A 17,728-nucleotide genomic window follows, 5' to 3' on the forward strand; every position below is an offset into this window, starting at 1 on the left:
GGGGGCGCGCGGAGCTCGTCCCGCGGGGCCGCCCAGCCCCCGCCCCCCCCCCCCCCCCCCCCCCCCCCCCCCCCCCCCCCCCCCCCCCCCCCGCCGCAGCCGCCTGCCCGCCCCTCGCTCGGTCGGCGCGCGCTGAACCTGTGGCTGCGCTGGTGGCGCCGGCTGACCGCCATGCGGACGGCGATCATCCTGCTGTTCCTGCTCGCGCTGGCCGCCATCCCCGGGTCGCTGCTGCCCCAGCGCTCGCTCAACCAGAACAACGTGCGGCAGTACTTCGCCGATCACCCGACCCTCGCCCCGTGGCTGGACCGGCTGTACGCCTTCGACGTCTTCAGCTCGCCGTGGTTCGCCGCGGTCTACCTGCTGCTGTTCGTCTCGCTGATCGGCTGCGTCGTCCCCCGGCTGGTCGAGCACGTCCGCGCGCTGCGGGCGGCACCGCCGGCGGCCCCCCGCCGGCTGCTGCGGCTGCCCGACTCCGCCGAGCTCGCCACGCCGCTCGCCGGGCCGGCCGCCCTCGACGTGGTCGAGGAGGAGCTGCGGGTGCGGCGCTTCCGCGTGGTCCGGCGCTCCTCCGCGGCCGGGGACGAGCTCTCCGCCGAGAAGGGGTTCTGGAAGGAGTCGGGGAACATCCTGTTCCACCTCTCCCTGGTGGCCCTGCTGCTCGGCCTGGCCGGCGGCAAGCTGTGGGGGTACGAGGGGAGCATCCTGGTCACCGAGGGCCAGGGGTTCTGCAACAGCTTCCAGCAGTACGACACCTACTCCGCCGGCCCGCTGGTGGAGGGCGCCGACCTGACGCCGCTGTGCGTCGACCTCGAGGACTTCCGCGCCGAGTACGAGGAGAACCTGACCGCGGCCTCCTACACCGCGGACATCACCTACGGTGCCCCCGGCGAGCAGGGCCGGCCGACGACGATCGGCGTCAACGACCCGCTGCGGGTCGACGGCGACCGCGTCTACGTCACCGGCCACGGCTACAGCCCGCGGTTCACCGTCACGCTGCCCGACGGCCGGGTCTTCGACGGGGTGTCGGCCCCCTTCCTCCCGACCGACCAGTCGACGCTGGCCAGCGAGGGCGCGCTGAAGCTGCCCGACCTCGGCGCCGGCGTCGACGACCAGCTGGCCATCCAGGGCTTCTTCGCCCCGACCGGCGTGACCCAGGGCGGCATCCTGACCTCGGTCGACCCGCGCCCGCTCGACCCGCAGGTGGCGATCCTGGCCTACCAGGGCTACCTGGGCCTGGACTCCGGCCTCCCGCAGTCGGTCTACTCGCTCGACCAGAGCCAGATCGACCGCGGCCGGCTGACCGAGGTCGGCCGCGCCAACCTCGCGGTGGGGGAGACCCTGACCCTGCCCGACGGGACGGCGATCACCTTCGACGGCGTCTCCCAGTTCGCGGCGATGCAGTTCTCCCACGACCCCGGCCAGGTGTGGGTGCTCGGCGCCGCGGTCAGCCTGCTGGGCGGCCTGCTGGCCCTGCTGCTCCTGCGCCGCGAGCGGTTCTTCGCCCGCGTCGGCCTCGCCCCCGACGGCGGCGGTACCGTGCTGACGGTCGGCGCCCTGACCAGGGGCGGCGGCGAGAGCGCCACCCGGTTCGCCGAGCTGACCGGCCGGCTGGAGGCCGCGCTCGACGAGCGTGCCCGCACCACCCCTGCCCCGTCGTCCGGCGGGGTCCGCACCGGAACCGGAGGCTCCCCGAGTGCCCGTTGACCAGTCGCTGGCCGAGCTGTCGGACACCCTGTTCTCGATCACCGTCGCGATCTACTCGGTGGCGGTCGTCGCCTTCTCCGCCCAGCTGGCCTTCGGCCGCCGGCCGGCGCGCGAGCTGGTCGCGGCCGGCGTCGGGGCGAGCGAGGCAGGTGCGGCCGGCGACGCGCCCGCCGTCCGGCCGCGCAGCGCCCGCTGGGGCCTGGTCGGCCTCGGGCTCACCGTGGTCGGCGTGGTCGTGCACGCCGCCGTCCTCGTCACCCGTGGGACGGCTGCCGGGCGGCTGCCCTGGGGCAACATGTACGAGTTCGCCACCGCCGTCGTGCTCATCGGGGTGGTGGCCTTCCTGGTGCTCGCGGCGCGCGTGCCCGGCGTGCGCAGCATGGGCGCCTTCGTGCTCGCCCCGGCGGTGCTCGCGCTCGTCGCGATCGGGCTGTTCCTCTACGCCGAGGCCGGGCCGCTGGTCGCCGCGCTGCGGTCGAGCTGGCTCGCGGTGCACGTCACCACGGCGATCATCGGTTTCGGGGTCTTCTTCGTCAGCGGGATCGCCAGCGTGCTGTACCTGCTGCGCGTCCGGTACGACGCCCGCGGGGAGGCCGGCGGGACCTCGGTGCTGGCCAAGCTGCCCGCCGCGGCGACGCTGGACCGGGTCGCCCACCGCACCATCGTCTTCGGGTTCCCGGTCTGGACGTTCGCGGTCATCGCCGGCGCCATCTGGGCCGAGAGCGCCTGGGGCCGGTTCTGGGGCTGGGACCCGAAGGAGACCTGGGCGTTCATCGCCTGGGTCGTCTACGCCGGCTACCTGCACGCCCGGACGACGGCCGGCTGGCGGGGCCGCCCGGCGGCGTGGGTCAACGTCGTCGGCCTGGTCGTGATGGTGTTCAACCTGCTCTACGTGAACATGGTGTCCACCGGCCTGCACAGCTACGCCGGGGTCAGCTGAGCCCCTCCGTCGGGGGGACACGCCCGGCGTTCCGGGGCCGAACGACGTGACGCGGGGCACCGCGCGTGCTTCCATGCGCGCATGACGCGATACCGGGCGGTCCGCCGTGGGTAGGCACGCGGCCGCCGACGGCGCCGCGGTCCACCCCGTCGTCGCCGCGGCGCTGGCCCGGCGGGCGGCGGGGCTGCCCCCGGGGCGGCACGGGGACCTGCGCGCCGAGGGCACGCACAGCAACGTCGGCTGGCCGGCGCGGGTGGACGAGCAGCCGGCCAGCGGCAACCCCACGGGCTGGCCGGGCGGCATGACCGAGCAGTCGCCCCAGCAGGCGCCCGCCGCGCCGGCGCGGCCCCGCGGCTGGCGCCGGTTGTTCGGCTCCCGCGCGGCCTGAGGAAGGACCCCGAGAAGGACCCCGTCCTCCCCACCCTTCGCAAGCTCAGGGCGGGACCCGAGACGGGGCCGGTCGACTGCGCGCACGCTCAGGTGGGACCCTGCAGGGGGCCGTCAGGCGGGGGAGCCGTCGTCCCGCCGGGTGCGGCGCTCCAGCTCGCGCAGGAACTCGGGGTCGTCGTCCGGGGCGACCGGGCGCACGTTGCGCTGCGGCCGGGGACGCGGCCGGCGCGCGGGGCGCACGCCACCGCCCCCGCCGGGACCGCCCGCAGCCGCGGCGGCGCGCATGACCAGCACCACCACGGCGACCGCCACCACCAGAACCACCAGGAAGACCATGGCGCCCGTTCCCCCTCGCCCGTCGAGCCCGAGTGCACTCCACAGTACGTGCGCGGCGATACTCGACCGCGGCAGGCAGCCGAGGGGTGAGGGGAGAGGGCCATCGACGCCGTCGACCGGCAGCTGATCGACCTGCTGCGCGCGAACGGGCGGGCGAGCTACGCCGAACTGGCGCGGCAGGTGGGGCTGTCCTCCCCGGCGGTGCACGAGCGCGTGGGCAAGCTCGAGGCGGCGGGCGTCGTCCTCGGCTACGAGGCGATCGTCGACCCCACCGCGCTCGGGCTCGACGTCACCGCGCTGGTGAGCGTCATCGAGAGCGACTCGGTCGACGACACCGGCATCGAGGAGGCGCTGCGCGCGATGCCGGAGGTCGAGGACTGCTGGCGGGTCGCCGGCGCGGAGGGCTACGTCCTCAAGGTGCGGGTGACCGACATCCCGGCACTGGAGGCGGCCATCAGCGCGTTGAACAGGATCAGAGGCGTCGCACGCACCCGGACGACGGTCGTGCTGAGTACCAAGTGGGAGGGCCGCCATGGCCGAGAGCGCTGAACCGACGGTGCCGCAGGCGCCGACCGGAGGGCCGGCGGCGCGGCCGCGGATCGCCCCGTGGCTGGTGATCTACACCGTGGGCCGGTTCGCCATCGCCGCCGCGCTGGTGCTGCTGCTGTGGTGGCTCGGCCTGGACTTCTGGTCGGGCGCCCTCTTCGGCCTGCTGCTGTCGATGCCCGTCTCCTACCTGCTGCTGCGACCCTCCCGCGAGCGGCTGACCGAGGCGCTGGCCGCCCGCAGCGTCGCCCGCAAGCAGGCCAAGCAGGACATCACCGCCCGGCTGACCGGCGACGGCGCCTAGCTGAGGGCCAGTCCCGCGCCGAGCAGGACGCCGGTGGCGAGCGTGAGCTGCCCGGTGCCCTGCAGCGCGCCGATGAGCACCCGCCCGCGCCCGCCGGAGAGCACGGTCCGCACCGGCGGCACGGCCAGGGGGACGGCGAGCAGGGCCAGCAACGCCCAGGGCCGGACGACGCCGATGCCGACGACCACCGCGAAGGCGACGACCACCAGCGCGGTGAACAGCACGCGGGTGCCCCGGTCGCCCAGCAGCACCGCCAGCGTGCGCTTGCCGACGGCGGCGTCGCCCTCGATGTCGCGCAGGTTGTTCACCACGAGCAGGGCCACGATGAGCAGCCCGATCGGCACGGAGGCGGCCACCGCGAGCCCCTCGATGGTGCGGGTCTGCACGAACGTCGTCCCGACGACGGCGACCAGGCCGAAGAAGACGAAGACGAACACCTCGCCCAGCGCGCGGTAGCCGTAGGGCAGCGGGCCGCCGGTGTAGGTCCAGGCGGCGGCGATGCAGACCGCGCCGACGGCGACCAGCCACCAGCTCGACAGCGCCGCCAGCACCAGCCCGGCGACCCCGGCGACGGCGAAGGACAGCACCGCCGCCAGGAGCACCTGGCGGGGCGTGGCCGCGCCCGAGCCGACCAGCCGCATGGGACCGACCCGCGCCGCGTCGGTGCCGCGGGTGCCGTCGGAGTAGTCGTTGGCGTAGTTGACCGCCACCTGCAGGGCCAGCGCGACGACCATCGCCAGCAGCGCCGGGCCGAGGCGGAAGCCGTCGAGGGCGGCGGCGGCGCCGGTGCCGACGAGCACCGGCGCGACCGCGGCGGGCAGCGTGCGCGGGCGGGCGCCGGCCAGCCACTGCGCGGGGGTGGCCATGGTCAGTGCCTCCCGTCGGTCACCGCGGCGACGGTGAGGTGAGCGGCCAGGCCGCGGCGGTCGGGCTTGCCGGTGTGCAGGGTCGGCACGGCGGCGATCCGGTGCAGCTCCCGGGGGGCGGCGGGGCCGCCCAGCCGCTCGGCCACCCACGGTCGCAGCGTGGCCAGGTCGGGCTCGGCGCCGTGAGCCGGGACGACGACGGCGACCACCCGCTGCCCCCACTCGGGGTCCGGCCGGCCGAACACCACCGCGTCGGCGACGTCCGGGTGCTCGCGCAGCACCCCCTCCACCGCCTGCGGTGCCACGTTGACCCCGCCGGTGACCACCACGTCGTCGAGCCGGCCGTGCACGGTGAGCCGGCCGTCGGCGCCGAGCGTCCCGGCGTCGCGGGTGCGGAACCAGCCGTCGGCGAACGCAGCCGCGGTGCCCTCGGGGTCGAGCCGGTATCCGAGCGCGAGCACCGGACCGGAGAGCTCGACACCACCCTCGCCCACCCGCACGCCGACGCCGGCCAGCGGGTCGCCGTCGTACACGCAGCCGCCGGCCGTCTCGGTCATGCCGTAGGTGGTGGTGACGGCGACGCCCGCCTGACGCGCCCGCCCGAGCAGGGCCGGGTCGGTGGCCGCCCCGCCGACCAGCACCGCGTCGAACGCCCGCAGCGCGTCGGGCTCGGCGTCGAGGTACCGGCGCAGCTGGGTGGGCACGAGGGCGGTGTAGCGCCGTCCGCCGGGCATGCGGGCGAGGGCGTCGGCGAGCCGCTCGCCCCGGGCCGGCACGGTGGGCCGGGTGCCGGCGAGGATCGACCGGGCGAGCACCTGCAGCCCCGCGATCGCCGACACCGGCAGCGCCAGCAGCCAGGCGCCGGGGCCGCCGAGGCTGGCCAGCGTGGCCTCCCCGGAGGCGCGCACCGCGGTGGCCGGCAGCAGCACGCCGCGGCCGCCGCCGGTCGAGCCGGAGGTGACGACGACGAGGTCGGCGCCGGGCTCGAGCGGCTCCTCGGGGCGGAGCACCGCGCGGGCGGCCGCCACGGCCGCCGCGGGTCCCGCGGGCAGCACGGCCAGGGGCGCGGTCCCGTCGAGGGCGGCGCGCAGCGGGGGCAGCAGGTCGAAGGGGTCGGCCGGCGCGGGGAGGAGGGTCAGCTGCCGGGACACGGGTCCCGAGGGTAAGGACCCCCCTGCCCCCCGCCACTCGCAGGCTCGCGGCGGGGCCCTGCAGGAGGGCCGGATTAGGCTGCTCGTGTGACGGACGCGGCGGGGATCGACGCCGTGCACGTCTGGTCGGTGCCGATGCGCACCCGGTTCCGCGGCATCGACGTCCGGGACGGCGTGCTGGTGCGCGGCCCGGCCGGGTGGGGCGAGTTCTCGCCGTTCTGGGACTACGACGTCGCGGAGAGCCGCCGCTGGTGGGCCGCGGCCGTGGAGGCGGCCTGCGAGGGCTGGCCCGCGCCGGTGCGGGACGCCGTCCCGGTCAACGTGACCGTGCCGGCGGTCGACGCCGAGCGGGCGCACGCGATCGTGTCGGGGTCCGGGTGCCGCACCGCCAAGGTGAAGGTGGCCGAGCCCGGACAGACGCCGGCCGACGACCTCGCCCGCGTCGAGGCGGTCCGCGACGCGCTGGGCCCCGCCGGCGCGATCCGGGTCGATGCCAACGCCGCGTGGGACGTCGACACCGCGGCGGCCCGCATCCGCGAGCTGGACCGGGTCGGGCTCGAGTACGTCGAGCAGCCCTGCGCCACGCTCGCCGAGCTCGCCACCCTGCGCCGTCGGATCGACGTGCGGGTCGCCGCCGACGAGGTGGTCCGCCGGTCGGCCGACCCGCTGCGGGTGGACCTGCGCGCGGCCTGCGACGTCGTCGTCCTCAAGGTGCAGCCGCTCGGCGGCGTGCGGGCGGCGCTGCGCGTGGCCGAGGCGCACGGCCTGCCGTGCGTGGTCTCCTCGGCGCTGGAGTCCTCGGTCGGCATCGCCGCCGGGGTCGCGCTGGCCGCGGCGCTGCCGGAGCTGCCCTTCGCCTGCGGGCTGGCCACGGTGGCCCTGTTCACCGGCGACGTCACCCGCGAGCCGCTGCTGCCGGTCGACGGCGCGCTGCCGGTGCGCGGCGTGGTCCCCGACCGGCTGGCCGAGATCGCCGCCGACGCCGGCACGGAGCAGCGGTGGCGGGCGCGGCTGGCCGCGGTGGCCGCGTGAACCCCTCCACCGCATTCGCCCGGGTCCTGGTCGACGAGCTGGTGCGGGGCGGCGTCACCGACGCGGTGCTCGCACCCGGCTCCCGGTCCGCGCCGGTCGCGCTGGCGCTGTTCGAGGCCGAGCGGGCCGGCCGGCTGGTCCTGCACGTGCGCATCGACGAGCGGACGGCGGCCTTCCTCGCCCTCGGCCTGGCGAAGGCCTCCGGCCGCCCGGTGCCGGTGCTCACCACCTCCGGGACGGCGACCGCGCACCTGCACGCCGCGGTCCTCGAGGCCGACGCCGCGGGCGTGCCGCTGCTGGCGCTCACCGCCGACCGCCCGCCGGAGCTGCGCGACACCGGCGCCAACCAGACCATCGCCCAGACGGGGCTCTACGGCCGGGCGGTGCGCGCCGCGGTCGACGTGGGCGTGCCCGAGGCCGGCCGGGAGGCCCCGCAGAACCGCTACTGGCGCTCGCTGGTCGCCAAGGCCCTGCTCACCGCCCGCGGTGCGCTGTCGGCCGACCCCGGCCCGGTGCACCTCAACCTGCCATTCCGCGAGCCGCTGCTGCCCGACGACCCGGCACCGGCCCAGCTCGACGGTCCGTGGGCCGGCCGCCCCGGCGGCGCGCCGTGGACCGACGGCGCCGTCCCGCGGGTCCCGCCGTCGGCCGACGACGGCCCGGCGCGCACCCTCGTGGTCGTCGGCGACGCGCCCCCGGCCCTGGGCCGGGCCGCGGCCGAGCTGGCCGCGGACCGCAACTGGCCGGTCGTGGCCGAGCCCTCCAGCGGGGCGTGGGCGGGGTCGGTGCGCGGAGGCGCGCTGCTGCTGGGCACGCCCGCCTGGCTGGCCGCGCACCGCCCCGAGCGGGTGCTGGTGGTGGGCCGGCCGACCCTGTCCCGGCCGGTGTCGGCGCTGCTCGCCGACCCCGCCGTACGCGTGGAGACCGTCGCGGCCGCGCCGCGCTGGGCCGACGCGGGCCGCTCGACGGCGGCCGTGGGCGCGCTGCCCTCCGGGAGCCCGGCGGCCGACCCCGCCTGGCGGGACGTCTGGTGCGCGGCGGCCCACCGGGTGGGGACGGCGGTCGACGGGTTGCTCGACGCCGTCCCGGGACTGCCGGCCGGACGGCTGGCCCGCGACCTGGTGGCCGGCCTGCCCGACGGCGCCCTGCTGGTCCTCGGCTCGTCGACCCCCGTGCGCGACGTCGACCGGCTCGCCGTGCCGCGCGGCGGGATCACCGTGCTGGCCAACCGCGGGGTCGCCGGCATCGACGGCACCGTCTCGACCGCCGTCGGCGCCGCGCTCGCCCACCAGCGGGCCGGCGGGGGCCCCGCGGTGGCGCTGCTGGGCGACCTCACCTTCCTGCACGACCTGCAGGGCCTGCTCCCGGGCGACGGCGAGGCGCTGCCCGACCTCACCCTCGTCGTCCCCGACAACGACGGCGGCGGCATCTTCGCCCAGCTCGAGCCCGGGCAGTCGCGCTACGAGGCCGGGTACCGGCGGGTGTTCGGCACCCCGCACGGCCGCGACCTGGTCGCCGTGGCCGAGGCGCTCGGGTGGCCGGCGACCGCGGTGGACGGCCCGGCGCAGCTGGCCGGGGTCCTGGCGACCGGCGGGCCGCGGGTGGTCGGCGTGCGGACCGACCAGCGGGCCGAGGCGCAGCTGGCGGCGGCGCTGAGGACCGCCGCGGCGGAGGCGCTCGCGGCACCGTGACCGGGGAACGGGCCGGTTCCGGGACGGGGTGAGAGGTGCGGGCTCGGGGCTACCGTGCTCGCGTGGCCGAGCGCGACGAGCCCCGCCGAGACGCCGGCCTGGTCCTCGCCGCACACGCCGCCGTGGCGCTGGCCGGCGCCCGGAACGAGGAGCACCTCCAGCGGGCGATCACCAGCCGGGACGTCATCGGGCAGGCCAAGGGCATCCTCATGGAGCGCTACGAGCTCAACGCCGACCAGGCCTTCCCGGTGCTGGCCCGGGTCTCCCAGCAGACCAACCGCAGGCTCGTCGACATCGCCGACGAGCTCACCCGTACCAGAACGGTCCCGAGTGCCGGTTGAGCCGGTGATCGTCGGGGCAGAGGCAGCGGACGGTGCCCGGGGCGGCCGGCAGCTCCGGCGCACCCAGGCCCGGCAGTCCAGCACGAGGGCTGCCGGGCCGCCCCGTGTCGGATGGCAGGAGGACCGGCGGCGGAGCAGGCTGGGATCCCCAGCACACCGGTAGAGGAGCCTGCGATGGTCACTCCCGAACCCGAAGCCGGCCGCGAGTTCTGGCGGGACATCAAGCCCCTGGAGAACGTCTTCCGCAAGGACGCCGCCCCCGAGGTCTTCCTGCCCGACACCCTGGACGACGACGAGCGGTACTTCGTCCCGCTGTCGGAGACGGTGGGGTCGCGGCCGCTGTGGATCTCCCTGACGCAGAACCGCTGGGCCGACGTCCTCATGGCCAAGCAGGCCGGCCTGGTGAACCGGCACTACCACCCGCACCAGGTCTTCGGGTACACGCTCTCGGGCAAGTGGAGCTACCTCGAGCACGACTGGGTCGCCACCCGCGGCACGTTCGTCTACGAGACGCCAGGGGAGGCGCACACCCTGGTCGCGCACGAGTCGGACGAGCCGATGCGGGTGCACTTCAACGTCACCGGCCCGCTGATCTGGCTGGACGAGAACGGCGAGCCCGAGGGCACCTTCGACGCGTACGACTACCTGGAGCTCGCCCGCGACCACTACGAGAAGGTCGGCCTGGGCGCGGCCGCCGTGGAGAAGCTGCTGCGCTAGCTCTCGAGCGCGGCCTGGAACGCGGCGAACTTCGCCTGGGTCTCGGCCAGCTCGGCGGCCGGGTCGGAGCCGGCGACGATGCCGCAGCCGGCGAACAGCCGTGCGGCCGCGGGGTCGTCGTCGCACAGTTGCGCGCAGCGCAGGGCCAGGCCGAACTCGCCGTCCCCGCGGGCGTCGAGCCAGCCCACCGGTCCGGCGTAGCGGCCGCGGTCCATGCCCTCCAGCTCGCCGATCACCCCGGCGGCCGCCGCCGTGGGCGTGCCGCACACGGCGGCGGTGGGGTGCACCGCGCCGACGAGCTCCAGCAGGCCGGCGGCGCCGCGCGCGCCGGTGCGCCGCTGGACGCCGGCGACGTCGGTGGCCAGGTGGCGCACGTTGGCCAGCGTGAGCAGCTCCGGCTCCTCGGGCGCGGTGAGGGTCGAGCAGTACGGCTCCAGGGCGCGCACCAGCGACTCCACGGCCAGCGCGTGCTCGGCGCGGTCCTTGGCCGAGCCGAGCAGGGCGGCGGCCAGCCGCTCGTCCTCGGCGCCCGCTCCACGCGGCGCCGTCCCGGCCAGCACGCGCGAGGAGAGCTCCCGGCCGGTCCGGCGCAGCAGCAGCTCGGGGGTGGCGCCCAGCAGCCCGTCGACGGCGAAGGTCCAGCAGTCGGGGAAGCGGGCGGCCAGCCGGGCCAGCAGGGCCCGCGGGTCCAGCGGCGCGTCGGCGGTGACCAGCAGGTCACGGGCGAGCACCACCTTGGCCAGCGCCCCGGCGGCGATCCGCTCCACCGCGGCGGCCACGGTCGCGCACCAGGAGGCGGGGTCCATGGCGCCGTCGGCGTAGCGCAGCCGCCCCAGCGGTGCCGGCTCGGCCGTGGCGGCCGGCGCGTCGAGGGCGACGTCGCCGGTGGTGGTCACCCACGCCACGCCGTCCCGCCGTCCCACGACGACCTCCGGGACGACGAAGACCGACGTCCCGGCGGCCGGGTCGAAGGCGATGCTGGCGAAGACGACCGGCCCCGAGCCGGGGACGCCGAGCGGGTCGTCGACGTCGAGGCCCGCGCTGTGCTCCGCCCACCACTCGGCGGCCTCGGCCAGCGCGGACGGGCCGGAGACCTCCAGCCGCGCGGCCTCGCCCCAGCCGACCAGGCCCTCCCCGCGGCGCACCCAGGACAGGGCGCCGGCGCCCGGCAGGAGGTCCAGCAGCGCGGGCGGGTCGGGGAGCGGGGTGGTGGTGACGACAGCGGTGACCGCCTCGGTGCTGGTCACGGCTGCCGCGGTCACGGACCCAGCGTAGGCAGCCCGGTAGCGTCGCCGCCGTGGGAGACCGGCGAGAGAGCGCACACACCGCGGGGATGCGGGCCGGTCTGGACAAGCAGCCGGCCGACGTCGCGGCCATGTTCGACCGGGTCGCGCGGCGCTACGACCTGACCAACACGGTGCTCTCCGGAGGCCGGGACGCGGCCTGGCGCCGCGCGACGCGCGAGGCCCTGGGTGCCCGCCCGGGGCAGACGGTGCTCGACGTCGCCGCGGGGACCGCGGTCTCCACGGTGGAGCTGGCCGGCGGGGGCGTGCGCGCCATCGCCTGCGACTTCTCCCAGGGCATGCTCCGCGCCGGCGCGGCCCGCGCGGTGCCCAAGGTGGCCGGCGACGCCATGGCACTGCCGCTGGCCGACGAGAGCGTGGACGGCGTGGTCATCTCCTTCGGCCTGCGCAACGTCGCCGACCCCGATGCGGCGCTGCGGGAGTTCGCCCGGGTGACCCGGCCGGGCGGGACCCTCGTGGTCTGCGAGTTCTCCAGCCCCACCTGGCGGCCGTTCCGCACGCTCTACACCGAGTACCTCATGCGCGCCCTGCCGCGGATCGCCCGCGCGGTCAGCAGCAACCCGGACGCCTACGTCTACCTGGCCGAGTCGATCCGGGCCTGGCCCGATCAGCCTGCGCTGGCCGCCCGGCTGCAGGCGGCGGGCTGGGACGACGTCTCCTGGCGCGACCTCACCGGCGGCGTCGTCGCCCTGCACCGGGGCCGCAAGCCGCGGAGCTGACGCCGAGGTGCGCAGGTCGGCCTCGTCGCGCGCCGGCCGAGACGGAACCGTGACGTGCGGTTCACGGAAGCCCACTTGTCACCAAGGTCACACCCCGGCATAAGGTAGGGACGACGGACTTTGTGAAGCATTTCACAAAGTCACACGGACTCGACGCGAGGGGGCCGAGGTGGACGACGGCGACCGGCGGGCCGACGTGCTCGTCGTCGGTGCCGGCCCCGCGGGGTCCTCGGCCGCGTGGCACCTCGCGCGGGCGGGCCTGGACGTCGTCGTGCTGGAGAAGGCCCGGTTCCCGCGGGAGAAGGTCTGCGGCGACGGGCTCACGCCGCGAGGGGTGAAGGCGCTGGCCGACATGGGCGTCGACACCGCCGGCTGGGTGCGGCACAAGGGGCTGCGGGTCACCGGTGGTGGCCGGGTCGTGGAGGTGGACTGGCCGCGGCTGGCCTCGTGGCCGTCGTACAGCCTGGTCCGCAACCGCCGCGACCTCGACGCCGGGCTGGCCGCGCACGCGCAAGCCGCCGGCGCCCGGGTGGTGGAGGGCGTGACGGTCACCGGCCCGCTGCTCGACGACGCCGGGCGGGTGGCGGGGGTGCACGCCGAGGAGGGGCCCGACCGCACGCCCGCCCGCTGGACGGCGGCGCTGGTCGTCTCCGCCGAGGGGCTCTCCGGCCGGCTGGGCAAGGCGCTGGGCCTGGTCCGCCGCGAGGACCGGCCGCTCGGGGTCGCCGTCCGCCGGTACGTCCGCTCCCCGCGCACCCACGACGACTACCTCGACATCTCCTTCGACCTGTCCCCCTCCGGCCCCAGTGCGGACTCCATGCCCGGCTACGGCTGGGCGTTCGGCATGGGCGACGGCACCAGCAACGTCGGGTTCGGCCTGCTCGACCGGCGCCGGGGCACCGGCGCGGAGCCGCGCGCGGTGCTGCGCGAGTGGCTGGCGACCCTGCCGGCGGAGTGGCAGTTCGGCGACGAGCACGCGGTCACCCCGCTGCGCGGCGCCGGCCTGCCCATGGCGCTGCACCGCCGCCCGGCCTACACGCGGGGGCTGCTGCTGGCCGGGGACGCCGCCGGCACGGTCAACCCGTTCAACGGCGAGGGCATCAGCTACGCGCTGGAGACCGGGCGGATGGCCGCGGAGGCGGCGATCGAGGCCCTCGCCCGCCCCGAGGGGCTCGCACGGGAGGCGGCGCTGCGGTCCTACCCGGCCCGGCTGCGCGAGGACTACGGCCGCCACCACCGGCTGGGCACGGCCTTCCTCGCGCTGCTCGACCGGCCCGGGCTGGTCCGCTTCGCCACCGCGCACGGCCTCAAGCGGCCCGCGATGGTCGACGCGGCGCTCCGGCTCATGGGCAACCTCTCCGACGGCCGGGACGGCGACCGGTTCGATCGCGTCGTCTCCGTGCTCACCCGACTGGCTCCGGCGGTCTGACCGTGCGCGCCGGACCACCCCAGGAACCCCTCGCCGGAGGGCGCTGCTGATGCTGTCGACCTACGTCCCGATCGTCGGGCTGTTCGCCCTGGGCGCGGCGTTCGCGCTGTTCTCCGTGACGGTCGCGCCCTACGTGGGCCCGCGCCGCTACAACCGGGCCAAGCTCGACGCCTACGAGTGCGGCATCGAGCCGGTGGACCAGCCCCTGACCGGCGGCCGCTTCCCGGTGAAGTACTACCTCGTCGCGATGCTCTTCATCGTCTTCGACATCGAGATCGTCTTCCTCTACCCGTGGGCGGTCGCCAACGACGCGCTCGGCGTCTTCGGGCTGGTCGAGATGGTCGTGTTCATCGCCACCGTGTTCATCGCGTACGCCTACGTGTGGCGTCGCGGCGGGCTGGACTGGGACTGACGGGAGCCGATCCATGGGACTCGAGGAGAAGCTGCCGAGCGGCGTGCTGCTGACGACGGTGGAGAAGCTGGTCAACTGGACCCGCAAGTCCTCGCTGTGGCCGGCCACCTTCGGCCTGGCCTGCTGCGCGATCGAGATGATGGCCACCGGCGCCGGCCGCTACGACCTGGCCCGCTTCGGCATGGAGGTCTTCCGGGCCTCGCCGCGCCAGGCCGACCTGATGATCGTGGCCGGCCGGGTGAGCCAGAAGATGGCGCCGGTCCTGCGGCAGATCTACGACCAGATGCCCGAGCCCCGCTGGGTGCTGGCGATGGGCGTCTGCGCCAGCTCCGGCGGGATGTTCAACAACTACGCGATCGTGCAGGGCGTCGACCACATCGTCCCGGTGGACATGTACCTGCCCGGCTGCCCGCCGCGGCCGGAGATGCTCACCGACGCGATCCTCAAGCTGCACCACAAGATCATGAACGAGCCGCTCGGGGCGAAGCGGGCTCGTGAGCTGGAGCAGGCGCGGGCCGAGGGGCGGGCGAAGGACCTGCACGTCGAGATGCCCTCGACGGTGCGGGTGGACAAGGCGGCGCGGGCGGCCTACGAGCGCGCCGCGGCCGAGCGGCGCACCGGCCAGTTCGCCATCGAGCAGCGCGGGGGCAACGCCGTGCTGCTGCCCGAGCCCTACGTCAGGAGCGGGATCGCGACGACGACGGCCGAGCGAGCATCGCAGGGAGCGCCAGCGACCGAGGAGCGGAACGAGGCCGGAGTCGAGCAGGTGTCACGGTGACCGGCCCGGGCGACCGCAGCGGCACGGACGCCGGCCAGGGCGCGGTGGCTCCCTCGGGTGGCTTCCGCAAGGGCGCGTTCGGCGTCTCCGGGAGCGGGGACACCTCCGGGTTCGGCGGCCTGGTCCGCGTCGAGCCCGGTGGGGCGGTCGCGCTCCACTCGACGGACCGCCCCTACGGGGGCTGGTTCGACGAGGTCACCGACGCGCTCATCGAGGCCGTCGGCCAGGAGACCTACGACGCCGCGGTGCAGCGGGTGCTCGTCGACCGCGGGGAGATCACCTACTTCGTCGCCCGCGAGCACCTCCTGACGCTGGTGCGGGCGCTGCGGGACGACGAGGCCCTGCGCTTCGAGCTGTGCAGCAGCGTCTCCGGGGTCGACTACCTCGACAGCGGCGGCCCGGCGGTCGCCCCGGGACGGCCACGGCTGCACGTCGTCTACCACCTGACCTCGATGACCTACCGCCGGCGCATCCGGCTGGAGGTCGCGGTGACCGCCGAGGACCCGCACGTCCCGTCGGTCGTGCCGGTCTACCCGACGGCGGACTGGCACGAGCGGGAGACCTGGGACATGTTCGGCGTCGTCTTCGACGGCCACCCGGCGCTGACCCGGATCCTCATGCCCGACGACTGGGACGGCCACCCCCAGCGCAAGGACTACCCGCTCGGCGGGGTCCCGGTCGAGTACCACGACGCGACCATCCCGCCCCCCGACACCCGGCGGAGCTACCGATGACGACGACCGATCCGTACGCCGGCTCGTACGAGACCACCGAGGGGCGCGTCTACACCGTCACCGGCGGGGACTGGGACCAGACGCTCGGCACCGAGGCCTACGGCGAGGAGCGGCTCGTCGTCAACATGGGGCCGCAGCACCCGTCCACCCACGGCGTCCTGCGCCTGGTGCTCGACCTCGAGGGCGAGACGGTCACCAAGGCGCGGGTGGTCATCGGCTACCTGCACACCGGCATCGAGAAGAACACCGAGTACCGCACCTGGACGCAGGGCACGACCTTCGTGACGCGGATGGACTACCTGTCCCCGCTGTTCAACGAGACCGGCTACTCCATGGCCGTCGAGAAGCTGCTCGGCATCGAGGTGCCGCAGCGGGCGCAGACCATCCGCGTGCTGGTGATGGAGCTCAACCGCATCGCCTCGCACCTGGTCGCGCTGGCCACCTTCGGCATGGAGATGGGCGCGCTCACCGGGATGACCAACGGCTTCCGGGAGCGGGAGCTGGTCCTCGACCTGCTCGAGGAGATCACCGGGCTGCGGATGAACCACGCCTACGTCCGCCCCGGAGGCCTCGCGCAGGACCTCCCGGAGGGCGCGGTCGAGCACATCCGGGAGTTCCTCGACGTCATGCCCGCCCGGGTGGCCGACTTCCACAAGCTGCTCACCGGCCAGCCGATCTGGCAGCGCCGGCTCAAGGACGCCGGGTACCTCGACGTCACCGGCTGCGTCGCGCTCGGCGTCACCGGCCCGGTGCTGCGGGCCACCGGTCTGCCGTGGGACCTGCGCAAGGTGGAGCCCTACCTGGGCTACGACACCTACGACTTCGAGGTGCCGACCGCCGACACCTGCGACGCGTGGGGGCGCTACCTGGTCCGCATGGCCGAGGTGAACGAGTCGTTGAAGATCATCGAGCAGGCGCTGGACCGGCTCGAGCCGGGCCCGGTGATGGTGCAGGACAAGAAGATCGCCTGGCCCGCGCAGCTCTCCCTCGGCCCCGACGGCATGGGCAACTCCCTCGAGCACGTCCAGCACATCATGGGCCAGTCGATGGAGGCCCTGATCCACCACTTCAAGCTGGTCACCGAGGGCTTCCGGGTGCCGGCCGGGCAGGTGTACGTGCCGATCGAGTCACCCCGCGGCGAGCTCGGCTACCACGTGGTCAGCGACGGCGGCACCCGGCCGTGGCGGGTCCACGTGCGCGACCCCAGCTTCGTCAACCTGCAGGCGACGGCCGCGATGAGCGAGGGCGGCATGATCGCCGACGTCATCGCGGCGATCGCCTCCCTGGACCCGGTGATGGGGGGAGTGGATCGATGAGCGCTCTTCCTGGGAGTGCGGAGGGGACGGCGGTCACGGGGCTGGACTCCAGCCCGGTCGAGCCCGCCCCGGCCGACCTGCCGCCGCTGACCGAGCAGACGCGGCTCGAGGCGCGGGAGATCATCGCCCGCTACCCGCAGCCGCGCTCGGCCCTGCTGCCGATGCTGCACCTGGTGCAGAGCTACCAGGGCTACGTCTCGCCCGAGGGCGTGGCGCTGTGCGCCGAGGAGCTCGGGCTGACCAAGGCCGAGGTGGGCGCGGTCGCGACGTTCTACACGATGTACAAGCGCCGTCCCACCGGCCGGCACCTGGTCAGCGTGTGCACGAACACGCTGTGCGCCGTCCTCGGCGGGCAGCGGATCTTCGACGCGCTCGCCGCCGACCTCGACGTCCACCACGACGAGACCGCCCCCGACGGCTCGGTCACCCTCGAGCACGCCGAGTGCCTGGCCGCCTGCGACTACGCCCCCGTGGTCACCGTCGACTACGAGTTCTACGACCAGCAGGACGTCGAGAGCGCCCGCGCGCTGGTCGCGGCCCTGCGGCGCGGTGAGAAGCCGCACCCCACCCGGGGCGCGCCGCTCACCGACTTCCGCGGGATCTCCCGGCAGCTGGCCGGCTTCGACCAGTTCGGCAGCGAGCGGGCCCGGCGGGCCGCGATCGACGCCGAGGGGGCCATCGGCCCGACGCTGGCCGGCCTGCGGCTGGCCGCCGAGCGGGGGGAGGCGGCGCCGCCGATGCCCGGGCCGGAGCAGCCGCCGGCCGACACCGGCGAGCCCCGCGAGACCGTGCGGCCCTCCGGCCGCACCGGCGAGACGCCGGAGAGGGAGGCCGCCGACGCGCGCGTCGCCGCCGCCGACACCCCGGCCGAGCGGGCCGGTGCCGCGCAGGCCCACCCCGACGAGGGCGCCGAGTACGGGCAGCCGCGAGGCCGGCAGCGGGCCGGCACGGAGAACCCGCCCGCCGCCGAACCCGCCACCGGCACCACCCCCACAGACAGCAAGGAGGCCTGACC

At 75.9% G+C, this 17,728-nt stretch carries 20 protein-coding genes and 1 pseudogene; 17 read left to right on the forward strand and 4 right to left on the reverse strand.

Annotated features, from left to right (window positions below):
- Positions 1–171 precede the first annotated feature (171 nt).
- The 3 genes from resB (at position 172) to ACI789_RS05855 (ending at position 3,035) form a co-directional block, all read left to right on the forward strand.
- Entirely contained in the window at positions 172–1,707 is a 1,536-nt protein-coding gene (gene resB / locus ACI789_RS05845; RefSeq protein WP_457007135.1) for a cytochrome c biogenesis protein ResB, read from the forward strand.
- A complete protein-coding gene (gene ccsB, locus ACI789_RS05850) occupies positions 1,697–2,647 on the forward strand; it encodes a c-type cytochrome biogenesis protein CcsB (RefSeq protein ID WP_457007136.1) in 951 nt (316 codons plus the stop codon). Before resB ends, ccsB begins: the two co-directional genes overlap by 11 nt.
- Before the next feature lie 106 nt (positions 2,648–2,753).
- Positions 2,754–3,035 carry a hypothetical protein gene (locus ACI789_RS05855; RefSeq protein WP_457007137.1) on the forward strand — a complete coding sequence of 94 codons (282 nt, stop codon included), beginning with the start codon at positions 2,754–2,756 and terminating at the stop codon, positions 3,033–3,035.
- Between the two features lie 113 nt (positions 3,036–3,148).
- Here the strand turns inward: ACI789_RS05855 and ACI789_RS05860 are convergent, their stop codons facing one another.
- The gene (locus ACI789_RS05860; RefSeq protein ID WP_457007138.1) at positions 3,149–3,373 is read right to left on the reverse strand and encodes a hypothetical protein; all 225 of its coding nucleotides are present in this window, start codon (positions 3,371–3,373) and stop codon (positions 3,149–3,151) included.
- A 135-nt stretch (positions 3,374–3,508) separates the two neighbouring features.
- Here ACI789_RS05860 and ACI789_RS05865 point away from each other — a divergent pair.
- The 3 genes and pseudogenes from ACI789_RS05865 to ACI789_RS05875 all read left to right on the forward strand — a co-directional run.
- Positions 3,509–3,556: pseudogene (locus ACI789_RS05865) on the forward strand (hypothetical protein); the annotation flags it as partial.
- 18 nt (positions 3,557–3,574) lie between these two features.
- The gene (locus ACI789_RS05870) at positions 3,575–3,922 is read left to right on the forward strand and encodes an Lrp/AsnC family transcriptional regulator (RefSeq protein WP_456916248.1); all 348 of its coding nucleotides are present in this window, start codon (positions 3,575–3,577) and stop codon (positions 3,920–3,922) included.
- Positions 3,906–4,223, forward strand: coding sequence for a DUF4229 domain-containing protein (locus tag ACI789_RS05875; protein WP_456916247.1), 318 nt, complete (start codon positions 3,906–3,908; stop codon positions 4,221–4,223). The genes ACI789_RS05870 and ACI789_RS05875 overlap by 17 nt, the downstream gene beginning before the upstream one ends.
- Here ACI789_RS05875 and ACI789_RS05880 read toward each other — a convergent pair.
- Both ACI789_RS05880 and menE read right to left on the reverse strand, forming a co-directional pair.
- Positions 4,220–5,089, reverse strand: a complete 870-nt coding sequence (locus ACI789_RS05880; protein ID WP_457007139.1) for a 1,4-dihydroxy-2-naphthoate polyprenyltransferase — start codon at positions 5,087–5,089, stop codon at positions 4,220–4,222. The genes ACI789_RS05875 and ACI789_RS05880 overlap by 4 nt on opposite strands.
- 2 nt (positions 5,090–5,091) lie before the next feature.
- Positions 5,092–6,240, reverse strand: coding sequence for an o-succinylbenzoate--CoA ligase (gene menE / locus ACI789_RS05885; protein WP_457007140.1), 1,149 nt, complete (start codon positions 6,238–6,240; stop codon positions 5,092–5,094).
- 87 nt (positions 6,241–6,327) lie between these two features.
- On the opposite strand from menE, the gene ACI789_RS05890 reads away from it, so the two are divergent.
- The 4 genes from ACI789_RS05890 to ACI789_RS05905 all read left to right on the forward strand — a co-directional run bounded on the left by ACI789_RS05890 (position 6,328) and on the right by ACI789_RS05905 (position 10,021).
- The gene (locus tag ACI789_RS05890) at positions 6,328–7,272 is read left to right on the forward strand and encodes an o-succinylbenzoate synthase (RefSeq protein ID WP_457007141.1); all 945 of its coding nucleotides are present in this window, start codon (positions 6,328–6,330) and stop codon (positions 7,270–7,272) included.
- Positions 7,269–8,963, forward strand: a complete 1,695-nt coding sequence (gene menD, locus ACI789_RS05895) for a 2-succinyl-5-enolpyruvyl-6-hydroxy-3-cyclohexene-1-carboxylic-acid synthase (RefSeq protein ID WP_457007142.1) — start codon at positions 7,269–7,271, stop codon at positions 8,961–8,963. The genes ACI789_RS05890 and menD overlap by 4 nt, the downstream gene beginning before the upstream one ends.
- A 62-nt stretch (positions 8,964–9,025) precedes the next feature.
- Positions 9,026–9,304, forward strand: coding sequence for an ANTAR domain-containing protein (locus ACI789_RS05900; protein WP_457007143.1), 279 nt, complete (start codon positions 9,026–9,028; stop codon positions 9,302–9,304).
- 174 nt (positions 9,305–9,478) lie between these two features.
- The gene (locus tag ACI789_RS05905) at positions 9,479–10,021 is read left to right on the forward strand and encodes a 2,4'-dihydroxyacetophenone dioxygenase family protein (protein ID WP_456916241.1); all 543 of its coding nucleotides are present in this window, start codon (positions 9,479–9,481) and stop codon (positions 10,019–10,021) included.
- On the opposite strand, the gene ACI789_RS05910 is transcribed toward ACI789_RS05905, so the two are convergent.
- Positions 10,018–11,283 carry an isochorismate synthase gene (locus ACI789_RS05910; RefSeq protein ID WP_457007144.1) on the reverse strand — a complete coding sequence of 422 codons (1,266 nt, stop codon included), beginning with the start codon at positions 11,281–11,283 and terminating at the stop codon, positions 10,018–10,020. The genes ACI789_RS05905 and ACI789_RS05910 overlap by 4 nt on opposite strands.
- A 35-nt stretch (positions 11,284–11,318) precedes the next feature.
- Between ACI789_RS05910 and ACI789_RS05915 the strand changes: the two genes are divergently transcribed.
- The 7 genes from ACI789_RS05915 to nuoE all read left to right on the forward strand — a co-directional run bounded on the left by ACI789_RS05915 (position 11,319) and on the right by nuoE (position 17,726).
- A complete protein-coding gene (locus tag ACI789_RS05915) occupies positions 11,319–12,044 on the forward strand; it encodes a demethylmenaquinone methyltransferase (protein WP_457007145.1) in 726 nt (241 codons plus the stop codon).
- A gap of 169 nt (positions 12,045–12,213) precedes the next feature.
- Positions 12,214–13,473, forward strand: a complete 1,260-nt coding sequence (locus ACI789_RS05920) for a geranylgeranyl reductase family protein (protein ID WP_457007146.1) — start codon at positions 12,214–12,216, stop codon at positions 13,471–13,473.
- A gap of 49 nt (positions 13,474–13,522) precedes the next feature.
- Positions 13,523–13,885 (forward strand): NADH-quinone oxidoreductase subunit A, encoded by a 363-nt coding sequence (locus ACI789_RS05925; protein WP_456916237.1) that lies wholly within the window; start codon positions 13,523–13,525, stop codon positions 13,883–13,885.
- Between the two features lie 13 nt (positions 13,886–13,898).
- Positions 13,899–14,663: a NuoB/complex I 20 kDa subunit family protein gene (locus tag ACI789_RS05930; RefSeq protein ID WP_457007147.1), complete on the forward strand. Its 765-nt coding sequence runs from the start codon at positions 13,899–13,901 to the stop codon at positions 14,661–14,663.
- Entirely contained in the window at positions 14,660–15,397 is a 738-nt protein-coding gene (locus tag ACI789_RS05935; protein ID WP_457007148.1) for an NADH-quinone oxidoreductase subunit C, read from the forward strand. Before ACI789_RS05930 ends, ACI789_RS05935 begins: the two co-directional genes overlap by 4 nt.
- On the forward strand, positions 15,394–16,713 hold the full coding sequence (locus tag ACI789_RS05940; protein WP_457007149.1) for an NADH-quinone oxidoreductase subunit D: 1,320 nt from the start codon (positions 15,394–15,396) through the stop codon (positions 16,711–16,713). Before ACI789_RS05935 ends, ACI789_RS05940 begins: the two co-directional genes overlap by 4 nt.
- Entirely contained in the window at positions 16,710–17,726 is a 1,017-nt protein-coding gene (gene nuoE / locus ACI789_RS05945) for an NADH-quinone oxidoreductase subunit NuoE (protein ID WP_457007150.1), read from the forward strand. The genes ACI789_RS05940 and nuoE overlap by 4 nt, the downstream gene beginning before the upstream one ends.
- The last annotated feature ends 2 nt before the right edge of the window (positions 17,727–17,728 follow it).

It is taken from the genome of Geodermatophilus sp. SYSU D00965 (genome assembly GCF_054050075.1).

Excerpts from the sequence above, each read along its gene's own strand:
- nuoE (WP_457007150.1), top strand. The coding sequence starts at position 16,710 with ATGAGCGCTCTTCCTGGGAGTGCGGAGGGGACGGCGGTCACGGGGCTG.
- ACI789_RS05930 (WP_457007147.1), top strand. The coding sequence starts at position 13,899 with ATGGGACTCGAGGAGAAGCTGCCGAGCGGCGTGCTGCTGACGACGGTG.
- ACI789_RS05925 (WP_456916237.1), top strand. The coding sequence starts at position 13,523 with ATGCTGTCGACCTACGTCCCGATCGTCGGGCTGTTCGCCCTGGGCGCG.
- ACI789_RS05905 (WP_456916241.1), top strand. The coding sequence starts at position 9,479 with ATGGTCACTCCCGAACCCGAAGCCGGCCGCGAGTTCTGGCGGGACATC.
- ACI789_RS05860 (WP_457007138.1), bottom strand. The coding sequence starts at position 3,373 with ATGGTCTTCCTGGTGGTTCTGGTGGTGGCGGTCGCCGTGGTGGTGCTG.
- ACI789_RS05940 (WP_457007149.1), top strand. The coding sequence starts at position 15,394 with ATGACGACGACCGATCCGTACGCCGGCTCGTACGAGACCACCGAGGGG.
- ACI789_RS05880 (WP_457007139.1), bottom strand. The coding sequence starts at position 5,089 with ATGGCCACCCCCGCGCAGTGGCTGGCCGGCGCCCGCCCGCGCACGCTG.
- resB (WP_457007135.1), top strand. The coding sequence starts at position 172 with ATGCGGACGGCGATCATCCTGCTGTTCCTGCTCGCGCTGGCCGCCATC.
- ACI789_RS05875 (WP_456916247.1), top strand. The coding sequence starts at position 3,906 with ATGGCCGAGAGCGCTGAACCGACGGTGCCGCAGGCGCCGACCGGAGGG.